The organism is Streptomyces deserti, assembly GCF_054782695.1.
This window is the reverse complement of sequence record NZ_BAAGRZ010000013.1, coordinates 116,973-134,914: the sequence shown is the minus strand read 5'-3', so window position 1 is coordinate 134,914 and position 17,942 is coordinate 116,973. Positions and strand designations below refer to the sequence as shown.

Sequence of the window (17,942 nt, the reverse complement as noted above, 5' to 3'; positions counted from 1 at the left end):
GCGACGGTGTCGGCCCGCCGCCCGCGGGCAGCGGCCGACACCGGCTCCCGGCCGGTCAGCCGCCGAGCCCCCGGCCGCGCAGCTCCTCGTAGTACGCGCGGCAGGCCTCGTACGACGGCAGCAGGCCCGTGCGCTCCGCTTCGGCGAGCGACGGCGCCTGCTCGTCCTTGGGCGACAGCACCGGCGTGATCCCCTCGGGCCACTCGATGCCGAGCGCCGGGTCCAGCGGGTGGATGCCGTGCTCGCGTTCCGGCGCGTAGCCGGTCGAGCACAGGTACACCACCGTGGCGTCGTCGGTCAGTGCCATGAAGGCGTGCCCGAGGCCCTCGGCGAGGAACACCGCGTGCCGGGTGCCCTCGTCGAGCCGTACGGCCTCCCACCGCCCGTAGGTGGGCGAACCCACCCGGATGTCGATCACCACGTCGAGCACCGCGCCGCGCACGCACGTGACGTACTTGGCCTGCCCGGGCGGCACATCGGCGAAGTGCACCCCGCGCAGCACGCCCCGGCGCGAGACGGAGCAGTTGGCCTGCGCCAGCTGAAGGTCGTAGCCGAGGGCCTCACGGAACTCGGCGCCGCGATACCACTCGTGGAAGCTGCCCCGGTCGTCCGGGAAGACCTTGGGCTCCAGCACCCAGGCGCCGTCGATTCCCAGGGGTCGCATGACTTACCGTCCTCCAGAGTTGACGCGGGACATCACTTTTCCACGGGCGGTGCCGAGCACCCGCCGCGCCCTGCGCACCAGCCGCCTGACGACACCCGGCACCGGCACCGGCACCACCCGCACTCCGCCGGCCCCGCCGCGCAGCGCGAACGGCAGCACCGTGAAGCCCGGCTCGGCGGCGGCCGGGTCGAGGCACAGCGCGGGCCGCCAGATCCCGCGGGTCCGGGCGGAGGGCAGCGTGGCCACCAGCAGCGCCCCCGGTCCCTCCGGGGCGGGCGACAGCGTGCCGGGCACGTGCACGGACCTGCCGGACGAGGTGAGCCTGAGCCGCACCTCGGTGTCGGCGGGAACGTGCAGCGGCAGCAGGGCCGTGAGGCGGTCGCCGGACACGGTGACGTCCGTACGCTTCACCCCGCCCAGGCCGAGCCGCTTGCCGCCGACGCCGGCGTCCAGGGAGAGGTTGCCGTGCGGCTGGGTCCAGTACGGCAGGACCGGGCGGCCTGCGAAGAGCCCGGCGGGCGGCGTGGGGCGGCCGGCACGCGGGGCCGGGCCCAGCCGGCACTCCTTGGTCCAGCCGCCCAGCTTGACCCGGACCACCGCGTCCCAGACCCCGCCTCCCGGCAGGGCGGCCGGGTCGACGGTGGCCGTCGCCCGCAGCACCAGCCGGACCCGCTCGCCGTCCCCGACGGGCACCGTCTCGCGGGTGAACTCCACGGGCTGGAAGTACTGGGCGGAGCTGGAGCGTTCACGCAGCAGCAGATCAGCGGTGGCCTGGCCGAAGCGGGCGGCGGTCTCCGCGCCCACCCACGCCACCGCCTCGGACACGTCCTTCGGCGCGTCCTCCAGCGGGGTGCGGACGACGTCGGCGGGGAACGTCAGCGGCTCACCGGCACAGGCGTACTCGGCGGTGAACCCGATCCGCAGCGCGCCGTCCCGCCATTCCACGGTCCCGGGGGCGGCCTTGGGCGCGACACCGGCCTCCCACTCGGCGAAGGCCACGACGTCCTCGTACCGGTCGGCCGCGGTCAGCGCGGCGACGACCTGCTGCGTCGGCTGCAGCCCGGCCGCGACGCCGGGGCCGAACCGCTCCACGACGACCTTGTGGATCTCCGTGAACAGCTCCCTGCGGTAGTCGTCCGGCAGCGCCAGGAGGCGCCGGGCCCGCAGCCGCTCGACCATCTCCACGCGCAGCCAGCGCCGGAAGAGCTTGTCGCGCAGCGGCCCCGGCTCGGTGTACCGCTCGACGACGTCGAGGGCCTCGCGGAGGTTGTTGAAGTAGCCAACGGGATCGAAGCGCTGGAAACCGGCGTTGGAGGCGTCGTCGCGCCGCAGGTGGTAGTAGCAGACGTAGTCGCTGAGCACGGAGATGTTGTCCGCGCGCAGGAACGCCTCCGTGACGAAGACGTGGTCCTCCAGGCGCCGTCTGCCCTCGGGGAAGCGCAGGCCGATGCGGTCGAGGAACGCGCGGCGGAACATCTTGTGCGGGGTGAGGCTGTCGATCAGCGGCGCGTTGTCGACGGTGGCGCGCGGGTGGTTGCGGCGGAACAGCTCCACCGGCACGCCGCGGTTCTTGCCGGCCATCTTGCCGATGACGACGTCGGCGTCGTTGGCCACGCCGTAGTCGTACATCCGCTCCAGGGCCTCGTCGCCGAGGTAGTCGTCGTTGTCGACGAACATCACGTACTCGCCCCGGGCGGCCTCGATGCCGACGTTGCGGGGCTTGCCCGACCAGCCGGAGTTCTCCTGGTGGATGACCCGCATGCGGGGGTCCTCGGCGGCGAGCGCGTCGAGCCGGGCCGGGGTCTCGTCGGTGGAACCGTCGTCGACGAAGATCGCCTCGTATTCGTCGGGCGGCAGGGACTGCCGCTGCAACGAGGAGATGCAGTCCTCGATGTAGTTCCCCGGGTTGTAGACCGGGATGATGACGCTGACCTTGACCGGCATCGGGATTCCGGGCCCCTTCGGGTTGCTTGCCGTTGACGTGCTGGTTTGGTGCGCGTTGCCTGATGCTAACCCTCTGGGGGACATGGTCTCACCGCTCGGCCACCGCTGAGACCCTGACGTGATCATCGCCATCGGTTCTCACCGGGCCGTCGGACCCGGCCACTTGGGGTGGAGCGCCGGTCAGCCGGCGACGTCGACGCCGTATTTCCGCGCGAGGGTGTCCAGGCCGTGGTCGTAGCCCTGGCCGACGGTGCGCAGCCGCCAGAGCGGACCGCGCCGGTAGAGCTCGGCGAGCAGCAGGGTGCGCTCGGTCGTGGCGGCGTCCAGGGTCGCCTGGACCAGGGGCGCGGCGCTCGTGCCCGGGCCGGAGCCGATGTGGACCGCGCCGACGTCCCCGAACGTGGCCGCGCCGTCGATGGCGGCCGCGACCACCACCTTGCGGGCCGCGGGCGGCAGTGCCGCGAGGTCGACGCTGACGGTCTGCTCCGTCGGCCCGTCGCTGTGCAGCCGCACGGTGCCGCCAGGGTTCTCCGGAGCGCCGTAGAACACGAAGTCCTCGTCGCAGGCGACCTGTTCGTCCTCGTCGACCACGAAGGCGACCACGTCGATCTCGCAGGACGTCTGCTGGGCCCAGGACGCGGTGACGGTCCACCGCGGCGCCGGCACCGGCCCGTTCGGCCGCGGCAGGTCCACGACGCCGCCGCGCGGCAGGACGTACGCGGCGGTCCGCCGCCCCTCCCGGTACGACAGCGGGGCGACGACCGGGGCGTCCAGCCAGGGGGCGTCGTACGTCGGGACCTCGAGGGCGGTGATCCGCTTCATACGGCGGTCCCGCTCGCCCCCGTCGAGGAGGACGACATCGGTGACGCTCGCGGAGAGGTTGATCGCCGCGGCACCGCCGAGCTCCACGATCCGGCCCCGGGCGGCCACGGCCTCGGGATGCGTGCCACCGAGCACCAGGACACGGCGTCCGGACAGGGGGCGGACGGGCTGGTGCCCGTGGGGTGGTGAGGCGGACGCCGAGGGCCTCGGGGCCGGAACGGTGGGGGAGTCGGGCGAGTTGGGGGATGAGCTCGGCTGAACCGAGGCAGGGGCAGGAACAGGGACGAGCGCGGGCGCCGCGGATGCGGCGGCCGAAGGCACCTCCGCCTGCTGCCCGGACCGCCCCCGCTCATGAGGCGTCCCCGGCCGTACGTCCCCCAACAGCCGCAGGAACGTGGCCTCGTCGAGCACCGGCACCCCCTCGGTGCGGGCCCGTCGCGCCTTGCCGGAGCCGGACGAGGCGTCGTTGGCGACCAGCACGCTGGTGTGCCGGCTGACGGACGTCATGACGTTCAGCCCGGCCTCGACGGCACGCCGCTCCAACTCGGCCCGCGGCGCCTGGGTCTCCCCGGTGATCGCGACCTTCATGCCCTGCACCAGCGGCCCGTCCGGGGCCGGCCGTCCCGGATTGCGGTACGCGCAGGGCGTCTTGGGCGCCCGGGGCGCGAACCGCGGGTCCTGGCGCGGCGGGCACGGCACCAGCGGCAGCGGCAGACCGAGGCGGGCCGCCTCCCGCAGCGAGGCGCGCAGGACGCCGGCCAGCACGCGGGTGTCGTCGAGGGCGTCGTGCGCCTTCACCTGCCGTACGCCGTAGTGGGCGGCGAGCGTGCCCAGGGTGAGGTCGTCGGTCGGTGGGTCCACCCGCCGGTTGAGGGCGAGGGTGCACAGCCGCCGGGTCACCGGGAGCGGTGCTCCGGCACGGGCGAACTCGTGGGCGAGGAAGTCGTAGTCGAACTGGGCGTTGTGCGCCACGAACACGCGGTCCCGCAGCAGCGCGCCGATCCGCTCCGCGACCCGGTCGAAGGCCGGCGCACCGCGCAGCCGCTCGGCGGTCAGGCCATGGACGTGCACCGGGCCCGGATCGCAGCCGGGGTCGAGCAGCGTCGAGAACTCGCCGGTCTGCTGCCCGTCCGGCGTCAGCGTCACCACCGCCACGGACAGCACCCGGTCCCGGCGCGCGACCAGGCCGGAGGTCTCCACGTCCACCACCGCCCACTCGTGGGCGTAGTCGCGCAGGACGGACATATCGAGGGCGGGTGAGGCGAGAGACATGGAGGAAGGATGGTGCGATCTTCACCCGTCCTTCAACTCGGATGCCGATTCATCCGCATAAGTGCGCTTCGGGGCCACCCTCTAGGCTGATGTCGTGCGTCTGCTTCTCATGTCCGACACCCACCTCCCCAAGCGCGCGAAGGAACTGCCCGCCCCGCTGCTGGCGGAGCTCCCGCATGCGGACGTCGTCTTCCACGCCGGGGACTGGGTCGACACGGCCACCCTCGACCTGCTGGACAGCCGCTGCCGCCGGCTCGTCGGCGTGTACGGCAACAACGACGGGCCGGAGCTGCGCGCCCGGCTGCCGGAGGTGGCGTACGCCGAACTCGGCGGCCTGCGCTTCGGCGTCGTCCACGAGACGGGGCCCGCGCAGGGCCGTGCGGCGCGCTGCGCCGCCCGCTTCCCCGACCTGGACGTCCTCGTCTTCGGCCACAGCCACATCCCCTGGGACACCACCGCCCCGACCGGCCTGCGCCTGCTCAACCCGGGTTCCCCGACCGACCGCCGCCGCCAGCCGTACTGCACGTACATGACCGCAACGGTCGCCGACGGCCGGCTCGGCGAGGTCGAGCTGCACCGGTTGCCGCCGCGCTAGGCCCTGTCGTCAAACTCCCGCCTGGTCCGCGACGCCATGCACGCACTCTCGCCGCACCGGGCCCCGGCCCAAGTACGTTCACACTCCCTGAACGGCACCCGGTCCTTCCTGGCCGCCCCGGGTGTGGGGCGGGTGTACGGCCCCCTCGGTGGCGGTCAGCGGGGCACCGCTGCCGCCCCAGCGCAGCGCAATGATCTCCGCGGCGACGGACACGGCCACCTCCTCGGGCGTACGGGCCCCGAGGTCCAGCCCGACCGGCGAGCGCAGCCGGGACAGCTCACGCTCGCCGAGACCGGCCTCGACCAGGCGTTTCATGCGGTCGGTGTGCGTACGGCGGCTGCCCATCGCCCCGATGTACGCGGCCGGGCGGCGCAGTGCCTCCCGCAGCAGCGGCACGTCGAACTTCGGGTCGTGGGTGAGGACGCAGATCACGGTGCGCTCGTCGGTGCCGGTCTCGCGCAGGTACCGGTGCGGCCACTGCACGACCACCTCGACGCCGTCCGGGAAGCGCCGGGGCGTGGCGAAGACCGGGCGGGCGTCGCAGACGGTGACCCGGTAGCCGAGGAAGGCACCGATGCGGGCCACGGCCGCCGCGTAGTCGATCGCGCCGAAGACCAGCATGCGCGGCGGGGGAGCGAACGACTGCAGGAAGACGCCGACCGCGTCCTCGCGGCGCTGGCCGCGCGGCCCGTAGTGCCGCAGTCCCGTGCCGCCGAGGGCCAGCTCGCCGCGCGCGTCGGCGGTGACGGCCGCGTCCAGGCCGGCCGTGCCCAGCGTGCCGGTGACCCGGTCCGGCCAGACGGCGAGCGTGACCCCGCGCGGCGACGGTCCGCCGGTCACCGTGGCCACGGTCACCGGCTCGCCCGCGGTGACCGACGTCGCCACGGCACCGAAGGACGGATCCCGCTCCGGCGTCACGGGACGCACCAGTACGGTGATCTCACCGCCGCAGGTCAGCCCCACCGCGAAGGCGTCCTCGTCGCTGTACCCGAAGGTCTCCAGCCGCGCCTCGCCGCTCGCCACGACCTCCCGCGCCAGCTCGAACACCGCGCCCTCGACACACCCCCCGGACACGCTGCCCACGACCTCGTCGTCCGGGCCGACGGCCATCGCCGCGCCCGGGTCGCGCGGTGCGCTGCGGCTGACGTCGACCACGGTCGCCAGGCCGAAGGGAATCCGGGCCGCGTACCAGCGGCCGAGCACCGGGAGAATCTCACGCACGATCCGCTCCTTCCACCGCGGGCACACCTGCCGAGTACCCGCCACCGGTCGGCACCGCGCCCGCCGGTCGTCGAGGCGCTGCGGCGGGCGGCCACCCGGGTGTACGAGCCGGTGCACGGTTTCCGGACCGAGGGGCCGGTGGACACGCCGGACGCCCTGCTGCCGGTGCTGGCGGGGCTCGGGGCCGTACCGCGGACGAACAGGAAGGAGTTCCCGTCGAACGTGACGCGGCGCGTGGGCGGCCGAGATGGCCGAGACTGAACTTACTCCGGAGTCAGGGGTGTTGACGGTGTCCTGATATCGCCGGACTGTAGTGGACATGCCGAATATACGTGCCCGGCTGCTTGTCGTTCTCGTCGTCCTCTCCGCGTGCCTGACGGTGGCGGGCCCCTCGCCCGCCACCGCCGCACCGACTCCCCGCTCCCTCTGGTTCGACGGATCACCCCTCACCGTGCGGGACGGCCGCTTCACCGACCGCTTCGGCCGCGAGGTCGTGCTGCGCGGCTACAACGTCTCCGGCGAGACCAAACTGGAGGAGAACGGCGGCCTGCCCTTCGCCTCGGTCGCCGACGCGCGCAAGTCAGCCGCCGCGCTGCGTGCCCTGGGCGGCGGCAACACGATCCGCTTCCTGCTGTCCTGGGCGCACGCCGAACCCCGACGCGGCACGGTGGACACGGCCTACCTGGCCGCCGCCACCGACCAGATGCGCGCCTTCCTCGACGCGGGCATCCGCGTCTACCCCGACTTCCACCAGGACCTGTACTCCCGGTACCTCTTCGACCAGGACAGCTGGTACACGGGCGACGGCGCTCCCAAGTGGGCCGTGGACGCCGGGAACTACCCCGACGAGTCCTGCGGGATCTGCTTCTTCTGGGGGCAGAACATCACCCAGAACGAGGCCGTGAAGCAGGCGTCGTACGACTTCTGGCACAACGCCCACGGGGTGCAGGACGCCTTCCTCGCCACCGCCGAGAAGACCATGGCGTACGTTCAACTGCACCTAACGGCCGGGCAGTTCGCGGGCGTCGTCGGCTTCGACCCCTACAACGAGCCGCACGCGGGCGTGTACGACTCCGGGCAGACCAGCCGGGCCTGGGAACGGGACGTGCTGTGGCCCTTCTATGAGAAGTTCCGGGCCCGCATGGACGCGGCCGGCTGGCGCGACAAGCCCGCCTTCGTCGAGCCGAACCTGTTCTGGAACGCCAACCTCGACTTCCAGAAGCAGGAGGGCGGCCTGCTGGACGCCGGCAGGCTAGGACCGCGCTACGTCTTCAACACCCACTTCTACGACCAGAAGGCCATCTCCGGGATCTTCATGCCGGGCAAGGCGGCGGACGGCCAGTACGCGGGCGACTTCCGCACGGTCCGCGACCGGGCCGCGGCGGCGGACACGGCCGCCGTCGTCAGCGAGTTCGGGCATCCGCTGTCGGGCACCGTCTCCGACAAGGCCCCGACCGTCCTGAAGGCGATGTACCAGGCCCTCGACTCCCGTCTCCCGGGCGCGCGTTGGTGGTCGGACCCGGCGGCCTCCGGCCCGGTGCTCTCCGGGACGCAGTGGCAGTGGGACATCTACAACGGACGCCACCGCGAGCTGATGAACGGCAACCCCGACAAGGTGCTCTCCAAGGGCGACGCCTGGAACGACGAGGACCTGTCGGCCGTACGCCTCGACGACACCGGAAAGGTGACGCTGCGTCAGGACGCGCGGCTGCTCGACCGGCTCTATCCGAGCGCCACGTCCGGCACGACCGTCGCCTTCACCTACGAGGACCGCTCCCGGGACGGCTCGGCGACCCTGACCTGGAACCCGGTGCCGAGTTCGCTGCCGAACGTGGCGCGGCTGGTCGGCTCCGGCCAGTACGGGCTGCTGCTGTGGCGCTCCGACGGCGGCTCGGCGCCCACCGAACTGCATCTGCCGGCGTCCTTCCCGGCCTCGGCGACCACGGTCGTCTCCGACCTGGGCACCGTCCACAGCCCGCCGTCCTACACTCCGGAGACCCCCATCGGGGTGGCCGCCGAACCCGGCGGCACGGGCAGCCGCCGCCTGCTGCTCACCGCGCCGGACGCGGGCGTCCTGCACTACGCGCTGGTGACCAACGGGGCGACGGCTCCCTCGCCGGACCTGCTGGGCGCGGCCCGCGCCGAGCTGGCGGCGTGGGCCGCGCGCTCCGTCGGCTGATCAACTGACGGACGGGCCGGTCCAGCCGGCCCGCACATGACCGAGACGTACGCGCTGGGGATGGTCGCCGACCGGCACGGACACCGTCTTCCCGCCGGTGGCGAAGTCGATGGCCGTCACCTGGTCGGCGCCGCTCTCGGAGACCACGCAGCTCCTGCCGTCACCGCTGACGGTGGCCCAGTACGGCTTGGACACGGTGACGAGCGGGCCCTGCCGGAGCGTGCCGCGGTCGACGACCGTCGCGTAGTCGTCCATGGTGCCCGCGACGCACAGCTTGCTGCCGTCGGGGCTCATCGAGATGCCGTGGTGGCGCGAGTCGTTGACGAAGGTGGTGCGGTCGTCGCTGGTCGCCGGGTTCTTCGGCAGCGTCTTCGTACGGGTGATCTCGTCGGTGGCGAGGTCGTACTCGAAGAAGCCGTTGAAGAACGACACCTGGAAGTACAGCTTGGACTCGTCGGGGGAGAAGACGGCGGGGCGGACGGCGTCGGAGTGGTCGCTGAGACCGATCGCGTCGAGGCGTTCGCGCATGTCGATCACCTTGACCTGCTTGAACGTCGTCGCGTCGACGACGGTGATGCGCCGGTCGCCCTTCGTCCAGTCCAGCCAGGTGGCGTCGAGCGCGGTGTTCACCTCGCCGATGGACATGTTCCAGATGTGCTTGCCGTCCCTGGAGAAGATGTTCTCGTGCGGCTTGTCGCCCGTGGCGAACGAACCGAGCTGCTTGCCGGTGGTGATGTCCAGCACGTGCACGGTGTTCGCGGTGGAGGCGGATACCGCGACCCGGGTGCCGTCGGGGGAGACCGCCATGTGGTCGGAGCGGTAACCGGCCACCGGGAAACGCCAGTTGATCCGCCCGGTGGCGAGATCGAGTGACACGACGTCGGCGAAGCTCGGCCGGGAGACCACCACCGACTTCCCGTCCGGCGTGGAGTACATGTCGTCGACGAACTGGTCGTGGCCCTCGCCGACGCTGTTGCGGATGGCCATGAAGTAGATCCACTTGATCGGGTCGGCGTTGATCTCGGCCAGCCGCTGCTCCTTGTCGGGGATGACGTTGATACGGCCGATCTTTCCGAAGTCGCCGGTCGATCTGATGACGTCAGCGGTGCCGTCCCAGTTGTTGCCCACGAACAGCACCTCGCGCAGCGCGGCGGAGGAGTGCGGGGCGGCCGTGGCGGCGGTCGCAGCGGTCATGGTCAGAACGAGAGCGGCGGCTACGGAGCACAGGTGCCTGGTTCGCAGGACAGGCATGACTGCTCCCTCCTCTGGGGTGGGCGATGTCGTGACTAGGACATGCCAAGGACGGGCCGAGAAAGCTGGACGGCCGTATCTGAACAGTCGTACTTTCAGATTGAACTTACTGCAAAGTAAGGAAGGGTGGGGCTTCTCCACAAGACCGCGTGCACGACAAAATTGACCTCTACCGAGGAAGGGAGGGCCGGTGCCGGGCAGACTCAGGGCGCCGACCGGCCGCTATGCCGGCAAGACCGCCGAGGAACGGCAGGCCGAGCGGCGCCGGCGCTTCCTGGACGCCGGGCTCCAGCTGTTCGGCGACAGCCCCGGCTACCGCTCCACCACGGTCGCGGCGCTCAGCGAGGCCGCCGGACTGTCCACGCGCCAGTTCTACGAGGAGTTCCGCACCCTGGAGGATGTCCTGGCCGCACTGCACCTCCAGGTCAACGACTGGGCGGAGGAAGCGGTCCTGAAGGCGGCGGCCGGCGCGGCCGGCCTGCCGCTCGTCGACCGCGCCGCCGCGATCTTCCACGCGTACGCCGGGAACGTCACGGCCGACCCGCGCCGGATCCGCATCACCTTCGTCGAGATCATCGGTGTCAGCCCGCGCCTGGAGGAACAGCGGCTCGCCCGCCGCGCCCGCTGGATCGACCTCATCTGCGCCGAGGCCCAGGCCGCCGCCGCACGCGGGGAGGCGGCGCCGCGCGACTACCGCCTCGCCGCGACGGGCTTCGTCGGCAGCGTCAACGGCCTGCTCCACGACTGGAGCGCGGGCTGGGTGGACGCGACGCTGGACGAGGTCGTGGAGGAACTGGTCCGGCAACTGCTGGGGATCCTGCGGCCACCGGGGTGGAGTCCGGCTGGGACGCCGTGATCGGGCTTCAGGGACCGGGCCGGGGGAGTGTCAGGGCCGGGCCGGGGATGAGTGTTGAGGTCGGGCCGGGGTGGTGAGTGTTGAGGCTCGGTCCGGGTGGTGAGCAGGTCCGCAACCGGAGCGTGCCGACCAGTTCCCCGGTGGTCGTGGCCTTCCTACTCGTCCCAGGCCTGGATCATGGTCTGCTCGGTGATCTTGCCGTCCCGCAGCGAGATCATCGACTCGGCGAGGACGCGGACGCCGTCCGGGTACTCGCAGGACTCGCTGTAGGCGGCGCTGTCGCCCTGTACGACGCACCGCTCCAGTTTGTGCGTCATCTCGCGGCCGTAGATGTCCTCGAACATCTCGGCGATCTCTTCCCGGCCGTGCAGCACCTTGGGATGGCTGGGCTGAGCGTTGCGGTCCACGATGCGCAGTTCCGCGTCGTCCGCGTAGAGCGACAGGAGGGTCTCCGGGGTGTGTCCTTCCACGCCCCGGCGCAGTGTCTCGGTGTCGAAGGCGGGGTGTGCGGCGGTTCCCATGGTGACCTCCTTCGGGGGCACGGCCCGATGAGGAGCGGGCCGCGAAGGACCTCTCCTATCGAGGCTCCTCCGGCCCGGCGGGCCCGGCAAGCGCAACCGGGCCCTGCGCCTGACGGGTGACCGGCTGCGTACGCTGAACGTCGCCGGTGCTCAGTTGTCCGCGCTCAGTCGTCCACGCCCAGGAACTGGGTCGCCGCCAGCTCCGCGTAGAGCGGGTCGGCGGTCACGAGGTCGCGGTGGCTGCCGACGGCCCGGACCCGGCCCGCGTCCATCACCACGATCCGGTCGGCCATCGTCACCGTGGACAGCCGGTGCGCGACGACCAGGACCGTGGTCGTACGGGCCACGTCGGCCACGGTGTCGCGCAGCGCCGCCTCGTTCACCGCGTCCAGCTGCGAGGTGGCCTCGTCGAGCAGCAGCAGCCGGGGACGGCGCAGCAGAGCGCGGGCGATGGCGACGCGCTGGCGTTCGCCGCCCGACAGCTTGGTGCCGCGGTGCCCGACGAGCGTGTCGAGGCCGTCCGGCAACCGGGCGACCAGGCCGTCCAGGCGGGTCGTCTTCAGCACGCGCGCGAGGGCGTCGTCGTCCGCGTCCGGATTGCCCAGCAGCAGGTTCTCCCGCAGGGAGCCCGACAGGACCGGCGCGTCCTGCTCCACATAGCCGATGGCGGCCCGCAGTTGGGGCAGGTCCCAGTCGGCGAGGTCGCGGCCGTCGAGCGTGATCACGCCGGAGTCGGGCTCGTAGAACCGCTCGATGAGGGAGAACACGGTGGTCTTGCCCGCGCCGGACGGGCCGACGAAGGCCGTCATGCCCCGGGCGGGCACGGTGAACGTCACCCCGTGGTGGACGTAGGGCAGGTCGTCGGCGTACCGGAAGCGGACGTCCTCGAAGGCGAGCGTGGCGGGCTCCACACCGGGCGCGGGCAACGGCGCGGGCGGCGCGGCCGGCTCGGCGGGCAGACGCAGCGCCTCCTGGATGCGGGCGAGGGCGGCCGAACCCGTCTGGTACTGCGTGATCGCGCCGACGACCTGCTGGATCGGGGACATGAGGTAGAAGACGAACAGCAGGAACGCGACCAGCGTGCCGATGTCGACGGCCCCGGTCGCCACCCGCGCGCCACCCACCGCGAGCACCGTGATGAAGGCGACCTGCATCGCAAGACCCGCCGTATTGCCCGCCGCCGCCGACCACTTGGCGGCGCGCACGCTCTGCCGCCAGGACTCCTGCGCGGCCTCGTGCAGCGTCCGCTCCTCCCGGTGCTCGGCGCCGGACGCCTTCACGGTCCGCAGCGCGCCGAGGATCCGCTCCAGCGAGGCCCCCATCACGCCGACCGCGTCCTGCGCCTGCCGGCTCGCCCGGTTGATGCGCGGCACGATCACGCCGAGGACCGTTCCCGCGCCCAGGACCACCGCGAGCGTGACCCCGAGCAGCACCGGGTCCACCAGGCCCATCATCACCACGGTCGCGACCAGGGTGAGACCGCCCGTGCCCAGTCCGACGAGGGAGTCGGTGGTGACTTCTCGCAGCAGGGTCGTGTCGGAGGTGATCCGGGCCATCAGGTCGCCGGGCTCGGTGCGGTCCACGGCCGTGATCCGCAGCCGCAGCAGGTACGACGACAGGGAGCGCCGCGCGCCGAGCACCACCGACTCGGCGGTGCGCCGCAGCACGTACGAACCCAGCGCGCCCACCGCCGCGTTGGCGACGACCAGGGCCGACATCGCCAGCAGCGCGCCGGTGATGGCCCGGTCGTGCGCCAGGTCGTCGATCAGGTCCCGGGCCACCAGCGGCAGCATCAGCCCGGTCGCCCCCGTCACCAGCGAGAGCACGGCCCCCGCCAGCAGGGACCGGCGGTGCGGCCGTACGTATCCGAGGAGCAGCCGCCAGGCGGGCCGGTCGGTGTCCGTCGCTGCGATGCTCACGTCTCTCCTCCGGAGGCCTGCGAAGCACTCAGGCTACGTGGGCGGCAGCGGTCAGGGCCTGCGAAATTCGACTCCCGGTACGGCCGGTGGGCGGGCGCGCCGAGGCGAACGCGCCGGTGAGCAGTCCGGCCGGCAGACGCCCCCGTTACTGATCAGTCGCGCGTAGGGTCGAAGGGACGGACACGGCCGACGAAGGAGTCAGCACCATGGCGCAGGAAGTACGCGGCGTGATCGCGCCGGGCAGGAACGAGCCGGTGCGCATCGAGACCATCGTGGTGCCCGACCCGGGCCCGGGCGAGGCGGTCGTACGCGTCCAGGCCTGCGGGGTCTGCCACACCGACCTGCACTACAAGCAGGGCGGCATCAGCGACGACTTCCCCTTCCTGCTGGGCCACGAGGCCGCGGGCGTCGTGGAGGAGGTGGGCGACGGGGTCGCCGACGTCACGCCGGGTGACTTCGTGATCCTCAACTGGCGTGCGGTGTGCGGGAAGTGCCGCGCCTGTCTGCGCGGACGCCCCTGGTACTGCTTCGACACCCACAACGCCGAGCAGAGGATGACCCTCGCCGACGGCACCGAGCTCTCCCCGGCGCTGGGCATCGGCGCCTTCGCCGAGAAGACGCTCGTCGCGGCCGGGCAGTGCACCAAGGTCGACCCCGCCGTCTCCGCCCAGGCGGCCGGGCTGCTGGGCTGCGGCGTGATGGCCGGCATCGGCGCCGCGATCAACACCGGCGGTGTCGGCCGGGGCGACTCGGTCGCGGTCATCGGCTGCGGCGGTGTCGGCGACGCGGCCGTCGCGGGGTCGCACCTGGCCGGGGCGGCGAAGATCATCGCCGTGGACATCGACGACCGGAAGCTGGAGACCGCCCGCTCGATGGGCGCCACCCACACTGTCAACTCGCGCGAGACCGACCCCGTCGAGGCGATCCGCGAACTGACCGGCGGATTCGGCGCCGACGTCGTCATCGAGGCCGTCGGCCGCCCGGAGACGTACAAGCAGGCCTTCTACGCCCGCGACCTGGCCGGCACGGTCGTCCTGGTCGGCGTACCCACCCCGGAGATGAAGCTGGAGCTGCCGCTGCTGGACGTCTTCGGCCGCGGCGGCGCACTGAAGTCGTCCTGGTACGGCGACTGCCTGCCCTCCCGGGACTTCCCGATGCTGGTGGACCTGCATCTGCAAGGGCGCCTGGACCTGGAGGCGTTCGTCACCGAGACCATCCAACTCGACGAGGTGGAGAAGGCGTTCGAGCGGATGCACCACGGCGACGTGCTGCGCTCGGTGGTGGTGCTGTGATGACCGCCCGCGTCGAACGCCTCGTCACCTCCGGCCAGTTCACCCTCGACGGCGGCACCTGGGACGTCGACAACAACGTCTGGATCGTCGGCGACGACCACCAGGCCGTCGTCATCGACGCCGCCCACGACGCCGACGCCATCGCCGAGGCCGTCGGCGACCGCCGGCTGACGGCGATCGTGTGCACCCACGCCCACAACGACCACATCGACGCCGCCCCCGCCCTGGCCGAGCGCACCGGCGCCACCATCTGGCTGCACCGCGACGACCTGCCGCTGTGGCAGCAGACCCACCCCGACCGGGAGCCCGACGCCTGGCTGGTCGACGGCCAGGTGATCGAGGCCGCCGGCGCCGACCTGCGCGTCCTGCACACGCCGGGGCACGCGCCGGGTGCGGTCTGCCTGTACGACCCGGGCCTGGCCACGGTCTTCACCGGCGACACCCTCTTTCAGGGCGGCCCCGGCGCCACCGGCCGCTCCTACTCCCACTTCCCGACGATCATCGACTCGATCCGCGACCGGCTGCTCACCCTGCCGCCCGAGACGAAGGTCCTCACCGGCCACGGCGATGCGACCACCATCGGCGCCGAGGCCCCGCACCTCGAGGAGTGGATCGCCCGCGGCCACTGACCGAAGACCGGCAGGAAAAGGCGACAGAAGATGTCCGGCTTACCCGTGACCCTGGCAGCACCACGGAATCACCGCAACGGGAGGTCGGACATGTCGCAGCCGCTGAACGGCAAGGTCGCACTGGTCGCCGGGGCGACCCGGGGAGCCGGCCGCGGCATCGCCGTGGAACTCGGGGCGGCCGGCGCCACGGTCTACGTCACCGGGCGCAGCACCCGCGCCCGGCGCTCGGGGTACGACCGCCCCGAGACCATCGAGGACACCGCCGACCTGGTCACCGAGGCCGGCGGGCAGGGCATCGCCGTACCCGCCGACCATCTCGACCCGGCGCAGGTGCGCACGCTCGTCGAGCGGATCGCGGACGAGCGGGGCCGCCTCGACATCCTCGTCAACGACATCTGGGGCGGCGAGACGCTCGTCGAGTGGGACAAGCCGGTCTGGGAGCACGACCTCGACAAGGGCCTGCGTCTGCTCCGGCTCGCGGTCGAGACGCACGCCATCACCAGCCACCACGCCCTGCCCCTGCTGCTGCGGCACCCCGGCGGCCTGGTCGTCGAGGTCACCGACGGCACCGCCGACTACAACCGCGACCACTACCGCGTCTCCTTCTTCTACGACCTCGCCAAAGCGTCCGTGCTGCGCATGGCCTTCGCCCTCGGCCACGAACTCGGCCCGCGCGGCGCCACGTCCGTCGCCCTGACCCCGGGCTGGCTGCGCTCGGAGATCATGCTCGAGCACTACGGGGTCCGGGAGGAGAACTGGCGAGACGCCTTGGACCACGTCCCCCACTTCGCCATCTCCGAGACCCCGCGCTACGTGGGCCGCGCCGTCGCCGCCCTGGCCGCCGACCCGGACGTGTCCCGCTTCAACGGCACCTCCCTCTCCAGCGGCGGCCTCGCCCAGGTGTACGGCTTCACCGACCTCGACGGCAGCCGCCCCGACGCCTGGCGCTACCTCGTCGAGGTCCAGGACGCGGGCAAACCGGCCGACACGACCGGCTACCGCTGAGGGCGCCCGCGTACGGCATCTGCCCGGGGTGATCGTCCGGGCAGTACCGTCGGCCCATGACGCACACCAGGCGCTTCGAGGGGTACGGGGTTCTCGTCACCGGCGCGGCACGCGGCATCGGCGCGGCCACCGCCCGCAGGTTCGCCGAGGAGGGTGCGCGGGTCCTGGTGACCGACGCGGACCAGGCCGAGGCCGAGAGGACCGCGACGGTGCTGCGGGAGCGCGGGCTCGCGGCCGAGGCCTTCGTCTGCGACGTGACGGACCGCACGTCGGTCGAGGCGGCCGTCGCCCACGCCGTGGACGCCTTCGGCTCGCTCGACGTGCTGGTCAACAACGCCGCCCACTGCTCGCCCGACGCGCCCCGCTTCGAGGACGAACCGGACGAGGCGTGGACCCGTGACCTCGACGTCACCCTGACCGGCGCGTACCGCTGCTGCCGCGCCGCGCTGCCGCACCTGGCGGCCTCCGGCCGTGGTGCCGTCGTCGGCATCGGCTCGGTCAACGGCCTGCAGGACTTCGGCAACCACGCCTACAGCGCCGCCAAGGCCGGCCTCGGCTCCCTGACCCGCACCCTCGCCGGGCACGCCGCCGCCCGCGGCGTCCGCGTCAACCTCGTGGCACCCGGCACCGTGCGCACCCGCGCCTGGGAGGGGCGAGACGAGGACCTCGAAGCGGCGCGGCGGCTGTATCCCCTGGGCCGGGTCGGTGAGCCGGAGGACATCGCGGCCGCCGTCGCGTTCCTCGCCTCCCGCGACGCGTCCTGGATCACCGGCACCACACTCGTCGTCGACGGCGGTCTCACCGCCGTCAACACGGGCTTCCACCAGGCGCTCCGGCACGGCAGCAGCACGTGACGACGGACAGCCACGTCACCGCCCCGGTCCGCCCGATCGCCGTCGCGCCCCGGCGAGGCCGGTGCCGGGAGCACCCGAATGTCACCGTTTCGTCGCAGCCCTGACACCCCTACAACCGATTCCCCCGGACACCGGTCTAGCTGGCAGACACCGCAGACCATGCGGCCGACGACGCGAAAGGGAAGACCGACCATGGGGGACCTACGCAGACGGGGAGCCGTCGCCCTGGGGATCACCGGCCTGGTGGCACCGCTCACGCTCGCGCTCGGCACCACGCCGGCGCACGCCGCGAGCTGCACCACGCAGACCGGCCCCTACCAGAAGCAGGTGGAGAAGTTCCTCGGCCGCCCGGTCGACGGCAAGCAGTCCGCCGCCGACTGCAAGGCGATCCAGGCCTTCCAGAACAAGCACGGCATCAAGCCGAACATCGGCTACGCCGGTCCCGTCACGTGGGGCGTGATGGACCTGATGCTGAAGCAGAAGGCCGTGGGGACGAATCCCAACAAGGACGGCAAGTGCCCGGTGAACAAGGGCCGCATCGCCTGCGTGAACCTCACGCTCCAGCTCAGCTGGATCCAGGACGGCAAGAAGCTCGTCTACGGCCCGGTCCCGGTCCGCACGGGCCGCGACGGGTACGAGACCCGCACCGGGCTGAAGAAGATCTACTGGCGCAACATCGACCACGTCTCTTCCATCTACGACGTGCCGATGCCCTACGCGCAGTTCTTCGACGGCGGCCAGGCCTTCCATTCGGTCGGCGTCAGCATGTGGAATCCGCCGGGCTCGCACGGCTGCGTCAACATGACCACGACCGACGCCAAGAAGTACTGGTCGCTGCTGAAGAAGGGCGACGACGTCTTCGTGTACGGCCGCAAGCCGGGCACCTGACGCAGCGCAGGAGCCCGGCCGCCGCCGGCA

Annotated in this window: 15 protein-coding genes; 8 read left to right on the top strand and 7 right to left on the bottom strand. The window is 72.3% G+C overall.

The features are described from left to right. Window positions 1–55 precede the first annotated feature (55 nt). The 3 genes from rfbC to ACYVMZ_RS22235 form a co-directional block, all read right to left on the bottom strand. A complete protein-coding gene (gene rfbC / locus ACYVMZ_RS22245) occupies window positions 56–664 on the bottom strand; it encodes a dTDP-4-dehydrorhamnose 3,5-epimerase (protein WP_461082316.1) in 609 nt (202 codons plus the stop codon). Between the two features lie 3 nt (window positions 665–667). Beyond that, a complete protein-coding gene (locus ACYVMZ_RS22240) occupies window positions 668–2,608 on the bottom strand; it encodes a glycosyltransferase family 2 protein (protein ID WP_461082315.1) in 1,941 nt (646 codons plus the stop codon). Window positions 2,609–2,788: 180 nt separating this feature from the next. Continuing rightward, window positions 2,789–4,702, bottom strand: a complete 1,914-nt coding sequence (locus ACYVMZ_RS22235; protein WP_461082314.1) for a DEDDh family exonuclease — start codon at window positions 4,700–4,702, stop codon at window positions 2,789–2,791. A gap of 94 nt (window positions 4,703–4,796) precedes the next feature. Here ACYVMZ_RS22235 and ACYVMZ_RS22230 point away from each other — a divergent pair, with 94 nt between their 5' ends. Then, complete coding sequence (locus tag ACYVMZ_RS22230) at window positions 4,797–5,297, top strand: metallophosphoesterase family protein (protein ID WP_461082313.1); 501 nt, start codon at window positions 4,797–4,799, stop codon at window positions 5,295–5,297. 78 nt (window positions 5,298–5,375) lie between these two features. On the opposite strand, the gene ACYVMZ_RS22225 is transcribed toward ACYVMZ_RS22230, so the two are convergent. Further along, window positions 5,376–6,518, bottom strand: a complete 1,143-nt coding sequence (locus tag ACYVMZ_RS22225) for an XdhC family protein (RefSeq protein ID WP_461082311.1) — start codon at window positions 6,516–6,518, stop codon at window positions 5,376–5,378. A gap of 319 nt (window positions 6,519–6,837) precedes the next feature. On the opposite strand from ACYVMZ_RS22225, the gene ACYVMZ_RS22220 reads away from it, so the two are divergent. Then, on the top strand, window positions 6,838–8,697 hold the full coding sequence (locus ACYVMZ_RS22220) for a cellulase family glycosylhydrolase (protein WP_461082309.1): 1,860 nt from the start codon (window positions 6,838–6,840) through the stop codon (window positions 8,695–8,697). On the opposite strand, the gene ACYVMZ_RS22215 is transcribed toward ACYVMZ_RS22220, so the two are convergent. Beyond that, entirely contained in the window at window positions 8,698–9,948 is a 1,251-nt protein-coding gene (locus tag ACYVMZ_RS22215; RefSeq protein ID WP_461082307.1) for a YncE family protein, read from the bottom strand. 190 nt (window positions 9,949–10,138) lie between these two features. On the opposite strand from ACYVMZ_RS22215, the gene ACYVMZ_RS22210 reads away from it, so the two are divergent. Next, window positions 10,139–10,804: a TetR/AcrR family transcriptional regulator gene (locus tag ACYVMZ_RS22210; RefSeq protein WP_461082305.1), complete on the top strand. Its 666-nt coding sequence runs from the start codon at window positions 10,139–10,141 to the stop codon at window positions 10,802–10,804. Window positions 10,805–10,959: 155 nt separating this feature from the next. On the opposite strand, the gene ACYVMZ_RS22205 is transcribed toward ACYVMZ_RS22210, so the two are convergent. Next, window positions 10,960–11,325 (bottom strand): nuclear transport factor 2 family protein, encoded by a 366-nt coding sequence (locus ACYVMZ_RS22205; RefSeq protein WP_461082303.1) that lies wholly within the window; start codon window positions 11,323–11,325, stop codon window positions 10,960–10,962. Window positions 11,326–11,489: 164 nt separating this feature from the next. Further along, window positions 11,490–13,244, bottom strand: coding sequence for an ABC transporter ATP-binding protein (locus ACYVMZ_RS22200; protein ID WP_461082301.1), 1,755 nt, complete (start codon window positions 13,242–13,244; stop codon window positions 11,490–11,492). Window positions 13,245–13,450: 206 nt separating this feature from the next. Between ACYVMZ_RS22200 and ACYVMZ_RS22195 the strand changes: the two genes are divergently transcribed. From ACYVMZ_RS22195 to ACYVMZ_RS22175, 5 genes are all read left to right on the top strand, one after another. Continuing rightward, window positions 13,451–14,536 carry an S-(hydroxymethyl)mycothiol dehydrogenase gene (locus tag ACYVMZ_RS22195; protein WP_461082299.1) on the top strand — a complete coding sequence of 362 codons (1,086 nt, stop codon included), beginning with the start codon at window positions 13,451–13,453 and terminating at the stop codon, window positions 14,534–14,536. Continuing rightward, window positions 14,536–15,165: an MBL fold metallo-hydrolase gene (locus ACYVMZ_RS22190; protein ID WP_461082297.1), complete on the top strand. Its 630-nt coding sequence runs from the start codon at window positions 14,536–14,538 to the stop codon at window positions 15,163–15,165. The genes ACYVMZ_RS22195 and ACYVMZ_RS22190 overlap by 1 nt, the downstream gene beginning before the upstream one ends. Before the next feature lie 90 nt (window positions 15,166–15,255). Beyond that, the gene (locus tag ACYVMZ_RS22185) at window positions 15,256–16,170 is read left to right on the top strand and encodes an SDR family oxidoreductase (protein WP_461082295.1); all 915 of its coding nucleotides are present in this window, start codon (window positions 15,256–15,258) and stop codon (window positions 16,168–16,170) included. 56 nt (window positions 16,171–16,226) lie between these two features. Next, window positions 16,227–17,024 carry an SDR family NAD(P)-dependent oxidoreductase gene (locus ACYVMZ_RS22180; protein ID WP_461082293.1) on the top strand — a complete coding sequence of 266 codons (798 nt, stop codon included), beginning with the start codon at window positions 16,227–16,229 and terminating at the stop codon, window positions 17,022–17,024. A 192-nt stretch (window positions 17,025–17,216) separates the two neighbouring features. Then, window positions 17,217–17,912: a L,D-transpeptidase family protein gene (locus ACYVMZ_RS22175; protein ID WP_461082291.1), complete on the top strand. Its 696-nt coding sequence runs from the start codon at window positions 17,217–17,219 to the stop codon at window positions 17,910–17,912. Window positions 17,913–17,942: the final 30 nt, after the last annotated feature.